Annotated in this window: 21 protein-coding genes; 5 read left to right on the top strand and 16 right to left on the bottom strand. The window is 41.3% G+C overall.

All coding sequences use genetic code 11. The features are described from left to right. Window positions 1-3 precede the first annotated feature (3 nt). The 5 genes from RS893_RS11995 to mnmE form a co-directional block, all read right to left on the bottom strand. Window positions 4-483 carry a hypothetical protein gene (locus RS893_RS11995; protein WP_315791356.1) on the bottom strand — a complete coding sequence of 160 codons (480 nt, stop codon included), beginning with the start codon at window positions 481-483 and terminating at the stop codon, window positions 4-6. Window positions 484-554: 71 nt separating this feature from the next. Continuing rightward, the gene (locus RS893_RS11990) at window positions 555-944 is read right to left on the bottom strand and encodes a VOC family protein (RefSeq protein ID WP_315791355.1); all 390 of its coding nucleotides are present in this window, start codon (window positions 942-944) and stop codon (window positions 555-557) included. Between the two features lie 393 nt (window positions 945-1,337). Then, window positions 1,338-1,901, bottom strand: coding sequence for a Uma2 family endonuclease (locus RS893_RS11985; RefSeq protein WP_315791354.1), 564 nt, complete (start codon window positions 1,899-1,901; stop codon window positions 1,338-1,340). Window positions 1,902-1,995: 94 nt separating this feature from the next. Then, window positions 1,996-2,715: an ABC transporter ATP-binding protein gene (locus RS893_RS11980; RefSeq protein WP_315791353.1), complete on the bottom strand. Its 720-nt coding sequence runs from the start codon at window positions 2,713-2,715 to the stop codon at window positions 1,996-1,998. Window positions 2,716-2,829: 114 nt separating this feature from the next. Next, on the bottom strand, window positions 2,830-4,212 hold the full coding sequence (gene mnmE / locus RS893_RS11975) for a tRNA uridine-5-carboxymethylaminomethyl(34) synthesis GTPase MnmE (RefSeq protein ID WP_315791352.1): 1,383 nt from the start codon (window positions 4,210-4,212) through the stop codon (window positions 2,830-2,832). A 296-nt stretch (window positions 4,213-4,508) separates the two neighbouring features. On the opposite strand from mnmE, the gene RS893_RS11970 reads away from it, so the two are divergent. Beyond that, window positions 4,509-4,697, top strand: coding sequence for a hypothetical protein (locus RS893_RS11970; protein ID WP_315791351.1), 189 nt, complete (start codon window positions 4,509-4,511; stop codon window positions 4,695-4,697). A 102-nt stretch (window positions 4,698-4,799) separates the two neighbouring features. Here RS893_RS11970 and RS893_RS11965 read toward each other — a convergent pair whose 3' ends face one another. From RS893_RS11965 to RS893_RS11915, 11 genes are all read right to left on the bottom strand, one after another. Next, window positions 4,800-5,507 (bottom strand): Uma2 family endonuclease, encoded by a 708-nt coding sequence (locus tag RS893_RS11965; protein WP_315791350.1) that lies wholly within the window; start codon window positions 5,505-5,507, stop codon window positions 4,800-4,802. A gap of 19 nt (window positions 5,508-5,526) precedes the next feature. Further along, the gene (locus tag RS893_RS11960) at window positions 5,527-5,676 is read right to left on the bottom strand and encodes a type II toxin-antitoxin system HicB family antitoxin (RefSeq protein ID WP_315791349.1); all 150 of its coding nucleotides are present in this window, start codon (window positions 5,674-5,676) and stop codon (window positions 5,527-5,529) included. Window positions 5,677-5,777: 101 nt separating this feature from the next. Next, complete coding sequence (locus RS893_RS11955) at window positions 5,778-7,406, bottom strand: mucoidy inhibitor MuiA family protein (protein ID WP_315791348.1); 1,629 nt, start codon at window positions 7,404-7,406, stop codon at window positions 5,778-5,780. Between the two features lie 213 nt (window positions 7,407-7,619). Next, window positions 7,620-9,236 (bottom strand): ATP-binding protein, encoded by a 1,617-nt coding sequence (locus RS893_RS11950; protein ID WP_315791347.1) that lies wholly within the window; start codon window positions 9,234-9,236, stop codon window positions 7,620-7,622. A gap of 716 nt (window positions 9,237-9,952) precedes the next feature. Then, complete coding sequence (locus RS893_RS11945; RefSeq protein WP_315791346.1) at window positions 9,953-10,891, bottom strand: LysR family transcriptional regulator; 939 nt, start codon at window positions 10,889-10,891, stop codon at window positions 9,953-9,955. 251 nt (window positions 10,892-11,142) lie between these two features. Beyond that, a complete protein-coding gene (locus tag RS893_RS11940; protein WP_315791345.1) occupies window positions 11,143-11,898 on the bottom strand; it encodes a carbon dioxide-concentrating mechanism protein CcmK in 756 nt (251 codons plus the stop codon). Window positions 11,899-12,019: 121 nt separating this feature from the next. Then, the gene (locus RS893_RS11935; RefSeq protein ID WP_315791949.1) at window positions 12,020-12,682 is read right to left on the bottom strand and encodes a transferase; all 663 of its coding nucleotides are present in this window, start codon (window positions 12,680-12,682) and stop codon (window positions 12,020-12,022) included. A gap of 130 nt (window positions 12,683-12,812) precedes the next feature. After that, a complete protein-coding gene (locus RS893_RS11930; protein ID WP_315791344.1) occupies window positions 12,813-14,477 on the bottom strand; it encodes a ribulose bisphosphate carboxylase small subunit in 1,665 nt (554 codons plus the stop codon). A 147-nt stretch (window positions 14,478-14,624) separates the two neighbouring features. Further along, complete coding sequence (locus RS893_RS11925) at window positions 14,625-14,927, bottom strand: EutN/CcmL family microcompartment protein (protein ID WP_102150219.1); 303 nt, start codon at window positions 14,925-14,927, stop codon at window positions 14,625-14,627. A gap of 6 nt (window positions 14,928-14,933) precedes the next feature. After that, window positions 14,934-15,278 (bottom strand): carbon dioxide-concentrating mechanism protein CcmK, encoded by a 345-nt coding sequence (locus RS893_RS11920; RefSeq protein WP_010995041.1) that lies wholly within the window; start codon window positions 15,276-15,278, stop codon window positions 14,934-14,936. A gap of 262 nt (window positions 15,279-15,540) precedes the next feature. Further along, window positions 15,541-15,849, bottom strand: a complete 309-nt coding sequence (locus RS893_RS11915; RefSeq protein ID WP_009457333.1) for a carbon dioxide-concentrating mechanism protein CcmK — start codon at window positions 15,847-15,849, stop codon at window positions 15,541-15,543. 637 nt (window positions 15,850-16,486) lie between these two features. Here RS893_RS11915 and RS893_RS11910 point away from each other — a divergent pair. The 4 genes from RS893_RS11910 to RS893_RS11895 all read left to right on the top strand — a co-directional run bounded on the left by RS893_RS11910 (window position 16,487) and on the right by RS893_RS11895 (window position 21,418). Then, complete coding sequence (locus tag RS893_RS11910; RefSeq protein ID WP_315791343.1) at window positions 16,487-18,343, top strand: NAD(P)H-quinone oxidoreductase subunit F; 1,857 nt, start codon at window positions 16,487-16,489, stop codon at window positions 18,341-18,343. A 194-nt stretch (window positions 18,344-18,537) separates the two neighbouring features. Then, complete coding sequence (locus RS893_RS11905; RefSeq protein WP_315791342.1) at window positions 18,538-20,034, top strand: NADH-quinone oxidoreductase subunit M; 1,497 nt, start codon at window positions 18,538-18,540, stop codon at window positions 20,032-20,034. Between the two features lie 144 nt (window positions 20,035-20,178). Then, window positions 20,179-21,309, top strand: a complete 1,131-nt coding sequence (locus tag RS893_RS11900; protein WP_315791341.1) for a CO2 hydration protein — start codon at window positions 20,179-20,181, stop codon at window positions 21,307-21,309. Beyond that, a complete protein-coding gene (locus RS893_RS11895) occupies window positions 21,296-21,418 on the top strand; it encodes a hypothetical protein (RefSeq protein WP_315791340.1) in 123 nt (40 codons plus the stop codon). The genes RS893_RS11900 and RS893_RS11895 overlap by 14 nt, the downstream gene beginning before the upstream one ends. Window positions 21,419-21,594 lie beyond the last annotated feature (176 nt).

Raw genomic sequence — 21,594 nt, 5'->3', positions numbered from 1 at the left:
ATGTTATTCTGGTTGACTACAATATTTATTTACTTGTGTCGCTAGCACATCTGATTGTTTAGCAGCAATCTCAGCTGCTTTCAGTGCATTGTCAATTTCACTTCTCGCTGTTTGTATTTGTTGTCTACCAGATGTTGAAGCTTTTGCTAGTTTGGCAGTATTAAGTGCTTTACCTGCTTTGTTGATATTTTGACTGAGTGTTGTAAATACTTTGACAAACCGAGTCTGGAAGTCTTTCAGTTTGGGGTCTTGTAAATTTAGTTGCTCAATTTTTTCGGTGGCTGTTTGCAAATCCTTAGCCAGTTTCAAGCTTGTTGCAACCTGAGTACCTTTATTTATCTCTAATAAAGAATTTCCCTCATTCACAGTCTTGATTAGTCGCTGACATTGGGAGGCTTTGCTGTAATCACAACCAACCAGTAGTAAAGTTAAGCTGACACCCACAGGAATAATAATATTATTTTTACGACACCCGACAGACATTTACACCTGAGCCAATTTACATAATGAAATTCAATTAATCGTAACTAATACTAACTACAGATTCAGTGATTTCAGTTAGTGTTCCGATAATTTGACACTTCTATTAAATTACTGTCTGGGTCGCGTAAATAAATAGATTCTATTTCGCCTACTGCACCTGTTCTCTTCACTGGCCCCTCTAAAATCTCTACTCCACAAGCAGCTATATGTTCTTTAATCTCAAATAGTGGCGTAGTTGCAATCAAACAAATATCTGCTGAACCAGGTGTGGGATGCATAGCTTTTGGTTCAAATTCTTTGCCTAATTCATGCAGGTTAATTTTTTGCTGACCAATTTGTAGTGCTTTGCGATTGTTACCAAAGGTTAATACTTGTATTTCCAGAATACGGCGATAAAACTCACAGGTAGCTTCGATGTTGCGTACTGTGAGAACTAAGTGGTCTATTCTGTCTATGTTCATTCCTAGAGGGTAAACGTTGAGGTTGGAAGTGAGAATATTTGAGTTTTAAGTGAGAAGGTTCGGGTTTGAAATATGAACGCTGAGGTTTGAAGTGAGAGTTTTCTGGTTTTAAGTGAGAACTTTGAGGTTTGGAATAAGAATGTTTGGGGTTGAAATGAGAACTTTGAGGTTTGAAGTGAAAATGTTTGAGTTTTAAACCTCAAGTTTTAAGTTTGGTACTTGAAATGGGTGTACGATCGCTTGATGTTTCATTGTACTTGAGAGATAATGGAACGATCGCATTTTGGCAAATGAGTGTGAGAATTGAACCGCCCAGTTGCAGAGGACGCTGAGGAGGAGACAGCAGGGGGCGATCGCTTCCACAAGTTACGCGTTAGGAAGTTATGATCAAGTTTATCTGCCAAAGATTTCGTTGACGGTGATGTTTATGTCGGGGAAGGCTTGAATTGATAAAGTTTGACGAAGAGTGAACTTTTGCATCAGCTGATATCCTGCGGCTGTTAGTTCTCGATAAACTTCGACAATTTGCTCGTTAATATCTACTAACCAAACTTCAATAATGTTTGCTTCTGCATATAAAGGAATTTTCTCTTCCCGGTCATAGTGTAGAGACGAATCAGCTACTTCAATTAGTAAAAAAATATCCTGGGGTTGGGGGTGTGCGGTTTCATAAAAATCTTCACGGGGTTTGAGCAATGCTACATCTGGCTGAGGTTCTGAATTATTGTTCAATGCAACTGGATTTTGAGAAGCAAGTATAATGCGTTTTCCGAGTAATTGCACCAACAAATTTACAAGTCGATTCACACAAGCAGCATGTTTTGCCTCAATAGGTGATATTTCAATAATCTCTCCCCGGATCAATTCCACTCGGTCATCCTCTGTGAGAATCCCCGACTCAATCATCTTATGATATTGCTCAACTGTGAATTTTCGTCGTAATAACTGCACAGTCATGACCACCTCCACTGTCTGTTGTATCTTAAATTATGGAGTAAATATTAAGTAGGGGAGGCAGTGTGGTGGCGAGACAGCGCGAGTAAACAAGCATTTACCAATCTACTGGTAAACCTAACCTTTCCAAGGTGTCAGCTTCTTGTAATAAGGACTGAATGTCACTATCTATATGAATACGTCCTCCAGAAAGTACTAAAGCACGTTGAGTAACTTTCCCTAACCAGTGCAAATCGTGGGAGGCGATTAACATGACTTTACCTTGCCATTTTAATAACATTTGAGCAAAGTGACGCCGCCATGCAGGATCAAGACCATTGGTTGGTTCGTCCAAAATCAAAATATCTGGTTCCAATGCTAAAATTGCAGCTAAGGCAGCAAGGCGTCTTTGTCCTCCAGACAGTTCATGAGCAGAACGGTTGGCGTAAGCTTCTAAACCAAAATCAGCTAATAAATTTCTAGCTTTATCAATGGCGATCGCTGGTGAGACACCATAATTACGCGGCCCAAAGGTGATATCTTCAAGAATAGTGGGCATAAATAGCTGGTCGTTAGCATCTTGAAAACCAAAACCAATTTGACGACGTACCTGGGTTAAGGTTTTGGGTTCTAGGGGAATATTATTAATCCAAACTTTCCCAGCTTGGGGTTCTTTTAAGCCGATCAGGTTCTCAAGCAGAGTACTTTTACCCGAACCAGTCGGTCCCATGAGTGCAACGCGATCGCCTGCATTTAAGGTAAAGGAAATTTCTCGTAAAACTGGTTCACGGGTAGAATACGCATACACTAAGTCTTGAACCACTACAGCTTGTGACATTTTAGTTGTTGGTAGTTAGTGGGTAGAGACGCGATGTTCCTCGCGTCTGTACATTAGTAGTTAGCAGTTAACTCTTAACCATTGACAATGGACAAATGACCAATGACAAATTTATTATTTACCAATACAAAACCGACTAAAAATCCTATCTAAGACAGATTCTGTTACCTCTTCTCCTGTAATTTCCCCAAGAGCGTGAATTGCTCCACGTAAATCAATTGTCCAAAAATCAAGAGGTAATTGTTGAGCAATTGTTGTCTGCACTTGTTCTAAAGATGTTTTTGCTTTCACAAGTGCAGCAGCTTGTCTTTGGTTAATTGCTAAATCCATATCAGCAGCTTGAATTTTCCCTGCTTGCACTTGCTTTAAAATCGCTGCTTCTAGAGCTGCAATTCCTTGATTTTGTGCCACTGCTGTTTTCACAACTTGGCTAATTTCTTTTGGATACTCCACTGTTTCTGCTGCTGCTAGGTCAATTTTGTTGATCACCAAAATCAAGGGACGATGTTTTACCTGTGCGTAAATTTCTTGGTCTTCTGTTGTCCATCCTGCGGCAGCATCAATGGTGAGCAGGACTAAATCGGCAGCTTGTGCGGCACTGCGGGAACGCTCAACACCAATTTTTTCTACTTGGTCTTCTGTGACTCGAATACCCGCAGTATCTAAGACCTGTACAGGAATTCCACCAACGACTAATTGTGATTCCACAACATCACGAGTTGTACCAGGTAAATCGGTGACTATGGCGCGATCGCTTCTACTCCAAGCATTCAACAAACTTGATTTTCCGACATTCGGACGCCCAACAATCGCTACTTTTAGACCTGTGCGTAACAGTTCGCCTTGTTCTGCGGTTGCCAGTAACTTAGCTATTTCTGCTGAAATTCTTTCAACTTCTGATATGATACTTTTATAGTCCAACGGAGCTAAGTCTTCCTCAAAATCAATCCGCGCTTCAATTTCCGCTAAAATATCCAAACATTGACCCCGTAATAGTCGAATAGGCTGAGCTAATTTGCCTTGTAAGCCTGCTAAAGCAGATTGTGCAGCTTGGGGCGATCGCGCTCCGACTAAATCAGCGATACTTTCGGCTTGGGTTAAGTCTAACCGTCCATTTAAAAACGCCCGCAAAGTAAATTCTCCTGGCTGCGCTAGTCTAGCACCGTTTTCCAAGCATAGTTGCAACACCTGCTGTATTGCCATAATTCCTCCGTGACAATGAAACTCTACAACATCTTCACGGGTATAAGAGCGGGGCGCTTGCATAATCAGCAGTAGTGCTTCATCCACTAGTTGTCGTGTTTGGGGATGATGAATATAACCATAGAGGATGCGATGGCTTTCCCAAACTTGACGTCCAGGTGCATGAAAAAGAGTTTTGGCAATGGGTATTGCTTCTGAACCAGATACGCGCACAATGCCAACGCTACCTTGTTGGGGAACAATAGCAGTTGCGATCGCAGCAATGGTTCCAGTTGTGGCAAAAATTTCCGACATCAACGCCTTTTGCAGGAATTATGATTGAATCTATTGTCGATTGTAGAGACTTTGTGTAGTTTATTTCTCCCCTTGTGGAAAGTCAAAAATTAGGGAAATGGTCAGAATGACCAGACTAAATTACTTGGTATAAATATTAATTAAACTTCTGCCCTCAGCATAGCTGCCTTTCTTCAGTCATGATTTTAGAAATGTTACGTCAATGTTTCTAGGAGCAGTGACAAGGTTAAGATTTATGAGAAGAACTAAAGTATTTTTGCTTAGCAGCAATCATTACTGTAATCAAGGAGGTCAGCGTGGAAGAGGGTAAAATAAATAATCCCCAAGCCAGCGACAAACAAGATGTCAAAGATGAGAAAGCTTATGTAGAGGAGACTTCTAAATTTATTGAAGAGACTTCTTTAGACAAAATGCATGAGATTGCTGAAGCTGCAAGACTCAAAAAACTCATGGAACCACCAAAATGGATATTACCAGAAGATTAATGCTCTTAAATTAGTTTTGTAGTAGTAACGTCTTCTTACCCCTTCAGCATTTTCAGTCTTTGATTTTGCTATTCCACAGGGGTAAAGTTTATTAAACATTTTTTAAATTGCATCTGGATCTACACCTAATTCTCGCAGTTTTGCCGCCAGGCGATCGCTTCTTTGTTTTTCCTGTTCAGCACGTCGCATTTCCTGTTCAGCAACTTCTTCTGATGTGGGAACCAATTCCCCTGCTGCTGTAAAAAAGCGTAATTTATCTTGATAAACTCCCAAGAATAAATTTAGTTGTTGACTCCACAACCAGCCTTGAGGATTAGGTTCTATGGGTTGATAAGTTCCACCAACTAAGATAAATCCAGCAAATTCTAAATTATTCGGATCAAACCAAAAATATTCAGGTGTGCGAAAGATATCTTGATATATCTGTTTTTTTAAACCTTTATCGGTTGCTGCTGTCGAACTTGAGAGTAGTTCAATAATTAAATTTGGATATTTACCGTCTTCTTGCCAAACGACCCAACTTTTACGCGGTTTGCGTTCAGTTCCCAGCACCATGAAAAAATCAGGTCCCCGAAAGTCTTCAGATTTGCGTTGACGGGGACTATAGTAGACGGTGAGATTTCCAGCACAGTAAAAATCGGTGCGATTTCGCCACCATAATTCTAAGCATTGAAGCAGCAGAATTATTTGCCGCAGATGTAAATCAGATTCCAAAGGCGGTTCATCACTGTCTAAATCACCAGGAGGAAATATAATAACATCTTCTGGTGTTTCTAATTCTGGGGTTTCTACCTCTTTGGCAACAGACATGGCTGCAAGTGTATAGGTGCTATAAGTTTAGGGTAGCAGTTACGGCAGTTGCGATCGTTGATATCTTTACTTCTTCAAGAGTTAAACCTGTCGCTACATACCCAGGCAAATCTGGAACATAGGCAGAATAATTACCATCTGCTCTTTCAATTACAATTGCATAACGCACTTATTTTCTTTCTTAACCTCAGTGAACAGTACTAGCCGCAGAAATCATCGGCGTATGCTGGGGGACTTAAACCCAAGGATTTTACTGATAACTGATAACTGTTAAACATCCAACCCCATCACCGTTACCTGCGGTGGATGCTCAACTATAAACTGATAATAAATCTCCTGTTTTCCCTGAGCAGAAATCATCATATCCCATTCCAACATCCCCATTTCGCCTAATTGAATTTGGGGATGAGTGCGAGTTAAACGGACTTTTATTTGTTCATTCCGGCTGACTGGTAGTTGTTCAGTCAATTTTAGATTTGCTGGTTGGTTGAGTAAATTGGTAATTATTAACCGATATGCATAAGTAATTCTGCGGTTACTACCAATTAACTTTTTATCAACTTGCCGCTCAACTAACTCACGCTCAATTTTCAAACCTTCGTCGATACCTAAGTTAACATTAAACTCTTGTCCGGGCGCAATATTTGCGATTTGAGTAGTTCCTACAAAAATATCTTCACGGTAAATATTTGCTTTACCAGGTAACAAAGTTGCACCTTCAGAACTATTTTTTACCTTTGCTTGCAGATAGGCAAAACTCACCAAGCGCGGCATTGCTATGTAATTAAAACTACAGGGAAAATCATCATTAAAGATTGTAGTTTTGTGGGGTGTACTATCACTAGGTATATTCCCGTTGCTACTCAGTTTAAAAGTAACTATACTCCCTTCTCTAGATACTTCTGCTACCACAGTTTCGGCTACTATGTCTGCTTGTACTTCCCCACTTCCTGGTACTGGACTTGGCATTGCAGTATCTGCTTCTGCGGCACCTAACTGATTCCTCGCACGCATAGGTGCTGCTGTCATGACGTAACCATACTGTCTAGGAATAGGTACATCAATATACCAAGGCTCAAGTTTAGGTGGCAGTGTACCTAGTCCTGGTTTAGCTGTAGAAAGAGTCAGAGCGACACCTAACCAATCTTCGCCTGTGCTTTGAGTTACTTCTGCCAAATAGCCAAGACTGACAACATTGCTGGTACTATTTACCCGTAGATCATACAAAGGAGTCCAACTGGCACGACTAATTAGGTAAGATACTTCTAGTTCAAATTCTCCTGCACCCGCAGGTTCTATGCCTACACTCAAACTTAAACTTTCTTTAGGATGGGGTGTTTGGATTGTTTGTAACTGCTGGCGGAGTACTTGTAATTGCTTGTCTAACTGTTGCTGACGGCTTTTGCATTCTGCTGTGGCGATCGCATACTCTGTATACTGACTTCCCAGAAAGTTAACAAAATCCAAAGTCTCGCTCAGATTGAGATTTTTTCGAGCCAGACTGATCGAAAATTGTTCTTCTGTTTTTTGGCGTAAACCTTGAATAAAACTCGACTGCAATGCCAAAGCATCAACTTGTGCTTGCAGATGTTGCCATTCTGCTTCTAGTTGTTGGATTTGTTGAGTCAAGTGAGCAACTTTTGCTGCTACGGGTTCGCTAGAAAAGATGCGATCGCACTTCACTTCCAACAAGCGCACTGTTACCTTTCCTTTTCCACTAACCCTCACCGACTCTGTTTCGACAATATCTGGCAGTGGAGTGATGACTAATTCTTTTTCTTGTCCTGTTAAAGAAACAATACTCCTTCTTGTTACCAAAGCTTTGTCAGAGTAAACCGTCACTGCCACAATTTGACTTGCTACAATTTTTCGCACAGATGGTATTTCTGGGTTCACCACTACCAGTTTCCCCCTATGTTTTTATATAGACGTGCTGGTTAATTTTGCAGGTTTACAGGTCTAGCCGTCAAGATTTAGTTTTTGGTAGTTAGTGGTTGGTTATTGGTTATTTGTTGTTGGTTGTGATTGGTTAGTAGTTAGTGGTTAGTGGTTTTTATTACCTCTCTTACCTCACCCTTACCTTAAGCCGCGCAAAGCGCGTCTACACACCCCTCACACCTCCACTTCTATCCCCTTAGGAAGGGTAAAATAAAACGTCGCTCCCTGATTAACTGCTGCTTCTGCCCAGATGCGTCCGCCGTGTTTTTTGATAATCTGCTGCACAGAAGCAAGTCCAACACCTGTACCTGGAAACTCTTCCTGAGTGTGCATTCTTTGGAAAGGTCGAAATAATTTCTCAGCATATTTCATGTTAAAACCAGCACCATTATCCCGCAGATAAAACGTTGGCAAACCGTCAGATTCTGACACAGCACCAAACTCAATTCGAGCTTCCTGACACTGGGATGTATACTTCCAAGCATTAGATAATAAATTATCTAACACAACCCGCAAAAGAACAGGGTCGCCATGCGCTATGAGTTCTGCTTGAATAATAGTTTCTACTTGACGGTCAGGATTACTAGCCTTAAGGTTTGCTAAAATCTCCTGAGCCATGTTGCTAAGATTGACTATTTGCGGCTGAATTTCCACTCGTGAGAGTTGGTGTAAACAGAGCATATGCTCAATCTGATCGTTCATACGTTCAGCAGCAAGGCACATGCGGTTAATGTAATATTTTGCTTGCTCGTCAAGTTTACTACCGTATTCATCTAGTAAAAGTGTGCTGTAGCCATTGATCGCACCTAGTGGCGATCGCAAATCGTGAGAGAGGGTATAGGCAAAAGCTTCGAGTTCTTGATTTACAGCTTCTAACTCCGCCGTGCGATCGCGTACTCTTTGTTCTAGTTCGTTGTAAACCCGGACGTTTTCTATTGCTACTGATGTAGTGTCTGCCAAAGCCTGAATCAATTCCACTTCTTCTGAAGTCGCCCGATGTGGTGTCGCCCAGTAGTTACCAATCGCGCCAATAGGTTCTTCTTTGCGGATTGGTACCATCACTAAACTCTTGATAAAAGTGGGCTGATAAGCTTCAAAAGGAATGCGCTCATCACCATACACATCTTCTATAATTACCTGTTGCTTGTGCTGCATACACCAGCCACCGATACACACATTGATCGGGAAACGTTTACCTTGCCACAACGGTTGAATAGCATTTTCTTCGGCGTAATAACACATATCTTTCTCACGCAACACAAAGGTAGCCCCATCAGCATTGGTAAGTTCTCGTGCTGCTACACGTACAATCGCCGTAATTTCTTTCAAGCTACGCGCTAGTGAAAGTTCCTGAACTACCTTGATCAGTTGTTTCATCGCCGAAATTTTCAGAGCTAAGCTGCTTTGCGATCGCTGTTGTGTTATACCACTAACTGCACGCCGAATAATCGGTACAAGTCGCCATAACTGATTTTTACTAATATAGTCTACTGCTCCTTGACGTAAATAATTAGTAGCTTCTTGCTCGTTGATACCAGCGGAAACAAAGATGAAGGGGACATCTGGGCACTTTTGCTGGGCTGTCTCTAAAGCAGCCTGTGCAGAAAATCCAGGAATGCTGCTATCAGACAGAATTAAATCAAAATTATCCTCATCTAAAGCAGCGAGATAATCAGAACCCATCTTCGCTAATAGTATTTCACATTCCAAACCATTTTTAGCTAGCATTAGCCGAATAAGTTCGGCATCGATAGGATCATCTTCAAGATGGAGAATGCGTAGTTTATTCATAGTTCATTCTTTTAAAAAATTATAATTTTGCAGATTGCACTAGAAATGATATTTATTTTAAAAAAACCAATATGCTTAGCTTATTCCAGTACACATGCCTGTCAGTTATATATACCAATTACTTTTTGTAATTTATTTTTAAAAATCTTAAACAAATTAATTTATTTATAAACAAACTAAACAATTAATTATTATTTATTTAGCTATTAAATACGTATTTTAATTTTTTGGAAAACATGCTTTTTCTATTTTAACAAGCAACTATATACATTGAAATCTAAAATAATAATTTTCTATATTTAGAGTAAAAAAAGAACCATATATCTCTATGATCAATTATCTTTTCTCGATCAGTGAGATATTTTCATAAAATAAAGCTTAATTTAGATACTGCTTAGTACCAAATTGCAATTCATCGCGAAATACCTGTACCAAAACTCTGCGCCCCTCTGCGCTTTCCTCAGCGCCCCTTTGCGTTTAAAAAGACCACGATTTTGAGCAAAGCTTTACTAAATATATCCATATCTATTTTTAACTTGCTTGCATATGTTTAATCCCAAAAAACCGAGATTGCTATACAGAGGGAGATTATAAATAAGAAAAATAACATTTCCCTTATATATCTCCCCTCTTTGTCAAGTCAGATAAAATTGCTACGGAATTCCATTTTTAAACTTCCCTGCGAAAATCCAAAGTTGCAAATTTTGTACTTTAGTTTATGCACTTTCCTCATGCTTCTCACTAATAGAAACAGCAGTTCGCTCAACTATTTGTTTGGCTGCATCCAGTAAATACTCAAAATAGGTACGAGCAACAATAGACAGTTGTTTTCCAGATGGATAAACCATGTACCAATCTCGTTTAATGGGAAAGTGTTCTACATCTAGAATGGTTAAATCTCCGGTGTCTGGTAACAGGGTATGACGAGACAAAACAGAAATTCCTAAACCACCAGCGATAGCATGTTTAATTGCTTCGTTGCTTCCCAATTCTAGTTTAACCTTTACACTCACCCCATGCTGGTCAAACAATTTCTGCACAGCGCGGCGTGTTCCTGAACCTGGTTCCCGCATAATAAAGGGTTCATCAGCAAGACGTTGAATAGGGATATTTTTTTCTTTTGCCAGAGGATGATTGATTGGTGCTAAAACTACTAAGGGATTTTCCAAAAACTGTTGATAACTTATATCCAAATGCTCTGGAATCTGACTCATAATATATAAGTCGTCCATATTATTAGTCATGCGTTCCAGAATACCTTCATGATTTGTCACTTTCAGTGATATATCAATCCCTGGATAAAGCTGACAAAAAGGCCCTAACAAACGTGGTATAAAATATTTAGCTGTGGTAATTACTGCTAAGCGTAATTGTCCTTGTTTTAGCCCTTTTAAATCTGCCACTTTCATTTCAAACTGGGCTATTGTCTCGAAAATTTGCCGACAAGTGGCGTATAATTCTCGTCCAGCCTCTGTCAAATACAGGCGCTTACCTACTTGTTCAAATAACGGCAAACCCACTGATTTCGTCAATTGCTTGATTTGCATAGAAACAGTAGGTTGGGTAAGAAAAAGTTCTTCTGCGGCACGTGTAAAGCTACCGTGTCGCGCCGCCGCCTCAAACACCTTCAATTGGTGCAACGTCGCTTGGTTCAAGGGTGATTCTCCTCTACTAATGGCAACTTCAAGTAATGAGTTGTAAATATAGATATTACTCTATGCCTGTTATTATTAGATAGGTATTTAACTTATAGAATTAAAAAGTTATTATCAGAACAACAAGCAAAGCGTAAGATGCCTTCCAGCCAACGTTGCACACCTTGAAGGTGCTTTTTGGGGATAGTAAACAACGTTGTACTAACCTCATCCTGCTAGGTGTGTACAACGTTTTTTTATTATCACATTTGTTATGATTCCTCCTGTATTTTTACAGGTAATGCAGACAAATCTGGCAACTGGAGTAATTCTGCTTCAGCAACTGGCTCTTTAATATTGAGTGGCAATCTCACAGGTTGACGCTCTTCTAGCCAGCAACTTGCTACTGGTAGAGTTTGTTCTAATTCATCAAGCGGTCGAGGGATTACCATTACAGCATTTAATTCTCCAATGCGTTCTGCCTCATACATGCCAGCTTCTACTGCTACCGCAACATTTGCTACAGAGCCACGAATAATGGCTGTACACAAACCTGAACCAATTTTTTCATATGCTGCTAGCTGGACATCAGCAGCTTTGAGCATGGCATCAGCAGCTCCTACCATTGCAGGAAAACCCCGCGTTTCTACTAAGCCAACTGCTTGATTACTTAAACGACTATAACTACCATCTTCAGTGATTGCGCTAAGACGACTATTGATCGGTAACACTACTTCTAGGTTGGGAAATGGTCTAGGAATTACTAAGCTAGAAACAAACTGATCAAACTGTTTAGCAGTTTGCTCACCAGCTTCTACCGCTAGACGGACATCAGCGATCGCTCCTCTGACAATAGCAGTACAATGACCACTGCCTATTTTTTCATATCCAACTAGGTGAACCCCAGCGGATTTCAGCATCATGTCTGCCGTACCTACTATGGCCGGAAAACTGCGAGTTGACACTAACCCCAAAGCACTATCCCTGAGGATGTCTCGACGAGATGTCTGGGCATTGTATGCGTCCATGTGAATTCTCCAGGATATTCAAAACAAAGGATGAAGGATGAAGGCTGAAGGATAAAAAATTATTACTTTGTACTTCACACTTCATACTTCATACTTCACACTTCATACTTCCATGTAACACTTACTCAGACTGATCGTCAGAAGAGGGCTTATTCAAGGATTGCCGATGCGGAAATAAAGTGATCAACAATTGCTGTATGCTTCCCTGTCCGTAAATGTGAGTACCGATGTTATTTGGAGATTCAGTGGTAGGCTCTTGTTTACCCTGAGTGTCCAGTTGTGAGTCCTGAGTAGCGGAAGATAGGGAGGAATTTGATTGAGAGTTCCACAAGTCTTCTTGTATGTCTATATCCTCTTCCCTAGAAGCAGGATTAGTAGTAGATGGTTGTGGCTGTTGGGTTTTTTCAGTTACTGCGACAGAATCACTCAAATGGCGACTGTTGTCTCCCAGAACTGAACCTGGTGCGACTACTTGTCCAGGAGCCACAGAACAATTAAACACTGTTGTTGCTGAACCGATGCAAGCATTTGCACCAATTTTACCACTGCCAATCATGAGGAAACCGGCTCCCAGGTTTGCCCCAGTTTCTACTTCTAGGGTTCCTTCATGAACTTTGAGGATTGACCCCATACCAATACAAACCCCTGATCCAATAATAATCTTACTGCTTGGAGCCGCTTGCAGTATCACCCCTGGTGCAATCACAGCACTCGGATGAATTATTACCTCGCCACTGATGTAGGAGTCAAAGTTGTTACCCAGGCGCAGTGGCGGCACAGACATGGAATTTTTAACCTCGGAAGCCAAGATAAATATGAGTGGGGGAGTGTAAGGAGTGAGGGGAGTGAGAAAAGTATGGAGAAGCATTTTTTCCTCATACCCTTCATACCCCTCTTACTCCTCATACCCTTTCTTACGGTCGCTGAACAATCAACTCCAATACCCGACGCTTGGCTTTGGGGTCAATACCAATCAAGCGCACGTATTCGCCTTGATATTCGTTCATGTAGCCTTCTAATGCTGCGATCGCTTCCTTAATGCTATTAGCCTGAATTTGTCCACAGCTAGCCCAGGAACCTGTACGGAAACGTCTCCCGTCTACGTGTTCAGCGCTAATTTTAAAGCCTCCAGCTAACAGTTGCTGTAGTTGTTCTACTGCTTCGGAACTTAATTGGCTACTAGTTGCTGTTGCTGTTGTGCCACTAGCAGCATAAGAGTTCGTTGTAAAAGTCGATTTACTGCTACTAGATGTACTAACTGGGCCATTAGGGCGCTGGATAATGCTTTCTAAAACGCGGCGTTTCGCTTTAGGATCGATCCCAATCAAGCGTACGTATTCGCCTTGATGATTATCCATACAATCTTCAAGGGCTGCAACTACATCCCCAGCAGAACTTGATTCAATGGGCTTGCAGCTTTGCCAAGAACCAGTACGGAATCGACGTTCATCAACGTGTTCTGTACCAATTTTGTAACCACCCGCTAATAATTGACGGATTTGGTCGATTGTTTCGCTGCTGAGTCTGCTGCTACCATTGCTGTGGCTGCTGCCGTTGCCGTTGTAGCTGCCATTGTTGCTGTAACTAGCAGGAGCTTTAAAGGAACTTGGTGCTTGAACAACACCATCGGGACGTTGGATAATATTTTCCAACACACGCCGTTTGCCCTTGGGGTCAATACCAAATAGACGCACATACTCGCCACTATGGTCTCTTAGACAAGTTTCTAAAGCTGCGATCGCTTCACCTAAGCTTCTCGCTGTAATTGGTTTGCAACTAGTCCAAGAACCTGTGCGGAATCGTCTTTGGTCTACGTGTTCTGTACCAATTTGATATCCTTGCTGTAACAAATAGCGTACTTGCTCTACTGTTTCCGCACCCAAGCTATTGCTAGACACCTCGTCGCTCCTTTCAAATACATCAACTTCTATGCTTGTATAAGAATTAGTTAATTCATCACGAATAGTTCTAATACATTTACTATCCGCAGCACACAAATAACCTGCTCGTAGTGCCTGGTTAATCCCAACCACGTGATGGGCAAATTCTTTATCATCAGCTTGCACATCTGGCAAGCGGTCAGCTTGTTGCTGGTTAGTAATTATTGCCCCAGAAGGTACATATTTACCTGGGGGAATTTCTACATCTTGGATTAAAGCGTGCATCATGACGATGCAACCTGCTCCCACCCTGGCATTAAACACCGTAGAGCGAAAACCAATAAAACAGTCATCTCCTACGTAGCATGGCCCGTGAATTAAAGCCATGTGGGTAATACAGTTATTCTTGCCAACCCATACAGAGTATTCTTGTCGGTCATCACCAATTACACGCCCTTTCTCCAAACCGTGTATCACAACACCATCTTGAAGATTAGTGTTTTCGCCGATGTAAAAAGGCGTACCTTCATCTGCCCTTACCGACGTACCGGGCGCAATGATTACATTTGCTCCTATCCTGACATCCCCAATAATGTTGGAGAACGAATGCAAAAACGCCGATGGATCTATTGTTGGCTCAGCTAAATTTCTTGACCACGGGGTTGGGGGAGCCGCCTCCGCGGTAATGCGGGCTGCCATTGCGAGATTCCTCCTCAATTGACTTCTTTGTCATTTGTCATTTGTCCTTTGTCATTTGTCTATTGTTAGTTATTAGCTACTAACCACTAACTACTAACGACTAACCACTAACCAATAACCAATAACCAATGACCAATAACCAATGATTTATCGATATTGCTCTTTTTTGCTGTAAACCATGCGATCTTCAACATAAACTGTATCAATGATCGCTATGACAGCGGCATCTACTGGACGCTGTTCATTGCCAAGAATTTGACGAGCCGCACTACCACGACTGACAAGTACCCACTCATCTACCCCAGCACCAACACTATCGGCGGCTACTTCGTATTTTGGCAGAATGCGTCCTTCTTCATCTACTAACTGCAACAGCAGTAGTTTAACACCTCTAAGATTTGGATCTTTTTGGGTGCTAACTACTGTGCCACGCACTTTGGCAATTTGCATTATGATTTATGGTCTTCTGCCGAAGGGACGAATTGCATTCACATTCTCACGGAACTGTTCTACATCTTCGGTGTAACGAATTGGCAGAACGTACTCCAAGTTCTCATGAGGACGAGCAATGATGTGAGTAGACAAGACTTGTCCGCCATTGACTCGCTTGACTGATTCAACTCCTGCTGCTACTGAGGCTTGTACTTCCGAAACATCTCCCCGCACAATCACAGTTACACGACCACTACCGATTTTTTCATAACCCACTAAGGTTACACGGGCAGCTTTTACCATTGCATCTGCTGCTTCCACTACTGCCGGGAAGCCCAGCGTTTCTACCATTCCTACTGCAATTGACATATTTTTTTCAATCCTTAAGAAGCTTCCAACAAACAAAAACAAGCAAAGCCACAAAAATTTTAGATTTTAGATTTTAGATTTTGGATTAGGGTTTGTTATATCTAAAGCCAAATTTCTCTCATCTATTACCCCTTGAAGCGTTTGCCTGCAAAGAAAATCTAAAATCAGTCTGGAAAAGATTTGAGCGCCGACTTAGGGCGTCAGCGTAAGCTCCGAAAGCGATCGCGAGGCTCAAACTTTTCGCTAAATCACACTTAAATTGTTAAGTACGGAACTGTTCTACAGCTTCGGTGTAACGAATCGGTAGAACATACTCTAGATTCTCATGTGGGCGAGCAATGATGTGGGTAGATACCACTTCACCGCCGTTGACTCTTCTAGCTGCTTCAACTCCAGCTGCCACTGAAGCTTGCACTTCCGAAACATCTCCCCGCACAATCACTGTTACCCTAGCGCTACCAATTTTTTCATAACCTACTAATGTAACGCGAGCGGCTTTTACCATCGCATCAGCAGCTTCAACAACTGCCGGAAAACCCTTTGTTTCTATCATTCCAACCGCAATAGGCATCGCAGGACTCCTACACAATTAATCCAAGTAGTACTCTTTTGTAGAAAATTTCTGACGGGGATGCTCATCTTGAGCTAATTAACTGTTCTCAAATTAAGCATAAGAAAGCTTGGCTCCCCTGGCAATATAAATTAGTATAATAGTTTATAATAAAATAGTTTAAAAAAACTTAATAAATTTTTATATGGGTATTCTACTCAACCAATCTTCACGGATTACTAGAGTAGCTACTTCTGTTTTATAATTTTTTTATTATATTTACTGAAGCAAGTTCATATAGACGTGAATCCACTCTCTAGGGGAATGACAAGCAAGCTACAAAGTAGTATTGGTGTCCTTCCTCGGTTTTTGCTATTTGCACTAGATACTTTCAAAAGGAAAATATAAGTTTTGATTATAGATTAGATAAACGCTTATTTTCATATTAGAAATCTCTAGTGAATAGATGGAGGTTAGCATAGATTTAAATGAAAAAATATTTATAGGAAAGGTAACTCTTTTTTTCTTGTTGATCAGACAGCAAAAGCCGAATAATGCTGTTTAATAAAATTTAAATGATTTTAATCATAAGGTCTAATTTATCCATTTCATTTAGTAAGGCGAAGAATTACAAGCTGAGACATCAAGGACAAATTAAATGAATGAGTTTTTGTTCTCAACAACTTGGTGGATACCATTTTATAGCTTATTAGGAGCAATATTGGCCTTGCCTTGGGCAATGGGAATAATTCGCCGCACTGGTCCAAGACCAGCAGCATATTTTAATTTATCGACAACTTTTTTGGCTTTTATCCATAGCCTGCTAGTCTTCAAGGATATTTGGAATGGAGAACCAGAATATTTTGTAATTACCTGGTTTAGTGCTGCGGATTTAAATATATCCTTTGCTTTGGAAATTTCACCAGTCAGTGTTGGGGCAACAGTTTTAATTGCGGGGCTAAGTTTACTAGCACAAATTTACGCTTTGGGCTACATGGAAAAAGACTGGGGATTAGCTCGGTTTTTTGCCTTGATGGGCTTTTTTGAAGCAGCCCTAAGCGGCTTAGCAATAAGTGATTCCCTATTTCTCAGCTATGCGTTGCTAGAAATGCTGACTCTGTCAACTTACTTGCTTGTAGGATTTTGGTACGCTCAACCACTGGTAGTGACAGCAGCACGATATGCGTTTTTAACTAAGCGTGTAGGAGACTTGTTGTTGCTGATGGGGGTAGTGACACTGTCCACGAAAGCAGGGAGTTTGAATTTTTCTGATGTATATGAATGGGCGCAAACAGCACAGCTTAGCCCATTAACTTCAAGTTTGTTAGGATTGGCATTGATTGCTGGGCCTGCGGGTAAATGCGCTCAGTTTCCACTCCACCTGTGGTTAGATGAAGCGATGGAAGGGCCTAATCCAGCTTCAGTGATGCGGAACTCGATGGTGGTAGCTGGTGGCGCCTATGTACTGTACAAATTGCAGCCCATCTTAGCACTATCGCCCCTTGCTCTCAACACTCTGATCATTATTGGTACAGTAACAGCAATAGGTGCTTCTTTAGTTTCGATCGCTCAAACTGATATCAAACGGGCGCTATCTCACTCCACCAGTGCATACATGGGTTTGGTGTTTTTGGCAGTCGGCTTACAGCAAGGAGGCGTGGCTCTGATTTTACTGTTTACCCATGCGACCGCCAAAGCACTATTATTCATGAGTAGTGGTTCAGTAATTTACACCACTAGCAGTCAAAATTTAACAGAAATGGGCGGCTTATGGTCACGAATGCCGGCAACTACCACCGCTTTTGTGGTTGGTTCTGCTGGGATGGTAAGTCTGTTACCCTTAGGAAGCTTCTGGGCGATGTTGTCTTGGGCTGACGGCTTGGCAATAGTCACCCCTTGGGTACTGTGGGTACTAGTAATTGTGAATGGCTTCACAGCATTAAATTTAACAAGAGTATTCCGGTTAGTATTCTGGGGAGAACCACAACAAAAGACCCGCCGCGCCCCAGAAGCCCCTTGGCCAATAGCATTCCCGATGGTCACTCTCACAATCCTTACCCTATTATTACCCATGATGTTACAGCAGTGGTATCTCCTACCTACCTGGGAAAGCGTCAATTGGTATGTAGTAGCAATGCTGGTGTTGTCTACTCTCTTAGGAGTAGGTATTGGCTCTACAATGTATCTACATAAAGCTTGGTCACGTTCCAGAATATTGGCTTGGAGACTTGTACAAGATTTGCTGGGATACGACTTTTATATTGATCGGATCTATAAATTTACAGTAGTTGGTGCAGTTGCCCTACTTTCTAAAATTTCTGCTTGGAGCGATCGCTATATAGTAGATGGTCTAGTTAACTTGATAGGATTTGCAGCAATTTTCGGCGGACAAAGCTTGAGATATAGCGTATCTGGGCAATCACAAGGGTATCTACTCACTATCCTTGTCGGCATCAGTATACTAGGTTTCTTCATTAGCTGGTCATTAGGTCTATTAGAAAAATTGCCTTTTTAGTCAATTATTAATTGTCAATTGTCATTAGTTGTTTGTTGGTAGATAGTGGTTGATTGTTGGTAAGAGGGAACTCTTAACAGGAAATAGGTAATTTCTTCCTTGTCCTCCTTGTCCTCCTTGTCACCCCACACTCCCCACACTCCCCACACTTCCCCATCTCCCTTGTCCTCCTTGTCTCCTATCCCCAATTGCCTATGCTCAGTGCTTTAATTTTACTGCCGTTATTAGGTGCGGCTTTAATTGGTTTCCTGCCAGTTGGCATGAATGGAAAACTATCTCGTCGTATCGCTCTAGTCTTTGCTAGTTTGGCTTTTGCCTGGATAGTTTTCCTCGCAGTTCAGTTTAACCCAACCATCGTTAGTCAACAATTTGCTGAATTCCTACCTTGGATAGATGCTTTAGGTTTAAACTATCACTTGGGCATAGATGGCTTATCTTTGCCTTTACTACTTTTGAATGGACTTTTGACTGGCATTGCCATTTATAGTACAGACGAAGATATACAACGCCCGCGATTTTATTACTTTTTACTTTTGCTGTTAAGTGCAGGCGTCAGTGGAGCATTTCTAGCACAAGATTTACTACTATTTTTCCTGTTTTACGAGCTAGAACTTATTCCTCTTTATCTACTAATTGCCATTTGGGGCGGTCAAAGGCGCGGTTATGCGGCGACTAAATTTTTGATTTACACTGCTTTTTCTGGCATTTTAATTTTGGCAAGTTTCCTTGGGTTAGTATGGCTGAGTGGTTCCCCTAGCTTTGCCCTGGAAAGTCTCAACAGCAAGGGTTTACCTTTAGCAACCCAAATTTTGCTGTTAGCAGGTATTTTAGTTGGTTTTGGCATTAAAATTCCCTTGGTTCCTTTCCATACTTGGTTGCCAGATGCTCACGTAGAAGCTTCCACACCAATTTCTGTTCTGTTAGCTGGGGTATTGTTGAAGTTGGGAACCTACGGCTTACTGCGTTTTGGCATGTACTTGTTACCAGATGCTTGGAGATATGTAGCTCCCATTTTGGCAACTTGGGCAGTAATCAGCGTGCTTTACGGTGCATCCTGTGCGATCGCCCAAAAAGACATGAAAAAAATGGTGGCATACAGTTCTATTGGACACATGGGTTACATCTTGTTAGCTGCTGCTGCTGCTACCCCATTAAGCATATTGGGAACTGTCATGCAAATGATTAGCCACGGTTTAATCTCTGCACTACTGTTTTTATTAGTGGGAGTAGTGTATAAAAAAGCAGGTAGCCGTGATTTAGATGTGCTGCGGGGACTATTTAACCCAGAACGAGGTATGCCTGTAATTGGCAGCTTGATCGTGATTGGAGTCATGGCCAGCGCTGGTATTCCAGGAATGGTCGGATTTATTGCAGAATTTGTCGTTTTTCGGGCCAGTTTAGCAGTTTATCCAGTGCAAACTTTGTTATGCATGATCGGTACAGGATTAACTGCGGTTTACTTTTTACTTCTCACCAACCGCGCCTTTTTTGGGCGCTTATCAGCACAAGTCATCAACATACCAAGAGTATATTGGAGCGATCGCACTCCAGCCATCGTTCTAGCCGTATTGATTGTCATTTTAGGTATCCAACCTGCTTGGTTAACCCGTTGGAGTGAAGCAACAACAACAGCAATAGCCAATACTCAAAGTGTTGTTGCTCATGTATCAGTGCAAAGGATCGGGGATTAGTGATCCATTGGTCATTGGTCATTTGTCAAAAGTCAATCGTCATTGGTCAAAAGTCACTATTTATTCTCCCCACACTCCCCACTCTCCCTTGTCCTCCCTGTCCCCAATCCCCAGTCCCCGATCCCTTTCGTCAGGAGAACTGCAATGGTAACTACTACAAATAATCGTACTCGCCATCCATTAACGGAGTTTATTCAACGCTTGCAAACAGGCGAAGCGCTACTTCGCGACACCCCAGAAAATGTATTAGAAGTAGTTGGTATCCTCAAAAGCTACGGCGTTGTTTTAGATGCTTACTCAAAAAATCTTATCTATATTGCTGAAAATCAATTTTTAGTGTTTTTCCCTTTTTTCAAATATTTTAACGGCGAAATTTCTTTCCAGAAATTACTGCGTCACTGGTGGCACGATCGCATTAATTTTGAGTATGCCGAGTATTGCATGAAAGCAATGTTTTGGCATGGTGGCGGTGGACTAGATCAATATTTAGACACAAAAGATTTTCAACAAAGAGCTAAAGCTGTGATTGCAGCTAAATTTCAAAATAATCCCATAATGATGGGAATCCATCAACTCTTTCCTGATTTTTTAATTGAACAGTTACGTGTTACTTCTTATTACAGTGGCTTAGGTCAATTTTGGCGGGTGATGGCTGATATTTTCCTCAGCTTATCAGACCTCTATGATCAAGGCAAAATTAAATCAATTCCCCAAGTTGTAAACCATATCAAAACTGGTTTAGTAGAAGCAGCAAGTAAGCCGATTACCTACTCTGTCAAAATTAAAGACAAAGTTTACGAAATCCTTCCCGCTAGCGTTGGCTTAACATTCCTTGCAGATACAGCAATTCCTTATGTAGAAGCGGTCTTCTTTCGGGGAACACCTTTTCCTGGCACAGTTTCTTACAATGCCCAAGCATATCAAATTCCACCAGATCAAGGTAGATTTCAGTACGGTGCTTTGTATGCTGACCCTCTACCCATTGGCGGTGCTGGTATTCCTCCCACATTGTTAATGCAAGATATGCGTCACTTTCTCCCAGAGTATTTACATGAAGTTTATCGTCGTAGTCTTCGGGGAGAAGATGATTTACGAGTACAAATATGTATGACTTTTCAAAAGTCAATGTTTTGTGTAACTACAGCAGCTATTTTAGGACTTATGCCTTACCCTGCGGATACTCAGGATCCACAAGAACAGGAACTTAACCGAGTCTATCTAGAAAAGTGGATGGATAGATTGCAAACATCACGATTGATGGATGTTAACGAGTAGCCAAATTCTTGCTAAGTATATTATTAAAATCTTATTTGAGCGATCGCTTGTATGCATAATTATCCATGCTAGCAAAGTGCGATCGCTCATTTATGGTGGGCGTTGCTGATTTCATGTATGAAAATTATTTTGCGTAATGCCAAAACCATTCTAGAGACGCGATATATAGCGTCTGTGCATCCGGATTCATACCGCAATTCAGCAAACTCTATGGTGAGTGTATGAATGCGATCGTATACCACCAGTAGTTGCTTTAATAATATGTAGTATTTATAGCTAATAAAT

Source organism: Fischerella sp. JS2, assembly GCF_032393985.1.
Lineage (GTDB): Bacteria > Cyanobacteriota > Cyanobacteriia > Cyanobacteriales > Nostocaceae > Fischerella.
This window is presented reverse-complemented; position numbering and strand designations above follow the sequence as displayed.

Excerpts from the sequence above, each read along its gene's own strand:
- RS893_RS11995 (WP_315791356.1), bottom strand. The coding sequence starts at position 483 with ATGTCTGTCGGGTGTCGTAAAAATAATATTATTATTCCTGTGGGTGTC.
- RS893_RS11990 (WP_315791355.1), bottom strand. The coding sequence starts at position 944 with ATGAACATAGACAGAATAGACCACTTAGTTCTCACAGTACGCAACATC.
- RS893_RS11985 (WP_315791354.1), bottom strand. The coding sequence starts at position 1,901 with ATGACTGTGCAGTTATTACGACGAAAATTCACAGTTGAGCAATATCAT.
- RS893_RS11980 (WP_315791353.1), bottom strand. The coding sequence starts at position 2,715 with ATGTCACAAGCTGTAGTGGTTCAAGACTTAGTGTATGCGTATTCTACC.
- mnmE (WP_315791352.1), bottom strand. The coding sequence starts at position 4,212 with ATGTCGGAAATTTTTGCCACAACTGGAACCATTGCTGCGATCGCAACT.
- RS893_RS11965 (WP_315791350.1), bottom strand. The coding sequence starts at position 5,507 with ATGTCTGTTGCCAAAGAGGTAGAAACCCCAGAATTAGAAACACCAGAA.
- RS893_RS11950 (WP_315791347.1), bottom strand. The coding sequence starts at position 9,236 with ATGAATAAACTACGCATTCTCCATCTTGAAGATGATCCTATCGATGCC.
- RS893_RS11940 (WP_315791345.1), bottom strand. The coding sequence starts at position 11,898 with ATGGACGCATACAATGCCCAGACATCTCGTCGAGACATCCTCAGGGAT.
- RS893_RS11935 (WP_315791949.1), bottom strand. The coding sequence starts at position 12,682 with ATGTCTGTGCCGCCACTGCGCCTGGGTAACAACTTTGACTCCTACATC.
- RS893_RS11930 (WP_315791344.1), bottom strand. The coding sequence starts at position 14,477 with ATGGCAGCCCGCATTACCGCGGAGGCGGCTCCCCCAACCCCGTGGTCA.
- RS893_RS11925 (WP_102150219.1), bottom strand. The coding sequence starts at position 14,927 with ATGCAAATTGCCAAAGTGCGTGGCACAGTAGTTAGCACCCAAAAAGAT.
- RS893_RS11920 (WP_010995041.1), bottom strand. The coding sequence starts at position 15,278 with ATGTCAATTGCAGTAGGAATGGTAGAAACGCTGGGCTTCCCGGCAGTA.
- RS893_RS11915 (WP_009457333.1), bottom strand. The coding sequence starts at position 15,849 with ATGCCTATTGCGGTTGGAATGATAGAAACAAAGGGTTTTCCGGCAGTT.
- RS893_RS11910 (WP_315791343.1), top strand. The coding sequence starts at position 16,487 with ATGAATGAGTTTTTGTTCTCAACAACTTGGTGGATACCATTTTATAGC.
- RS893_RS11905 (WP_315791342.1), top strand. The coding sequence starts at position 18,538 with ATGCTCAGTGCTTTAATTTTACTGCCGTTATTAGGTGCGGCTTTAATT.
- RS893_RS11900 (WP_315791341.1), top strand. The coding sequence starts at position 20,179 with ATGGTAACTACTACAAATAATCGTACTCGCCATCCATTAACGGAGTTT.
- RS893_RS11895 (WP_315791340.1), top strand. The coding sequence starts at position 21,296 with ATGTTAACGAGTAGCCAAATTCTTGCTAAGTATATTATTAAAATCTTA.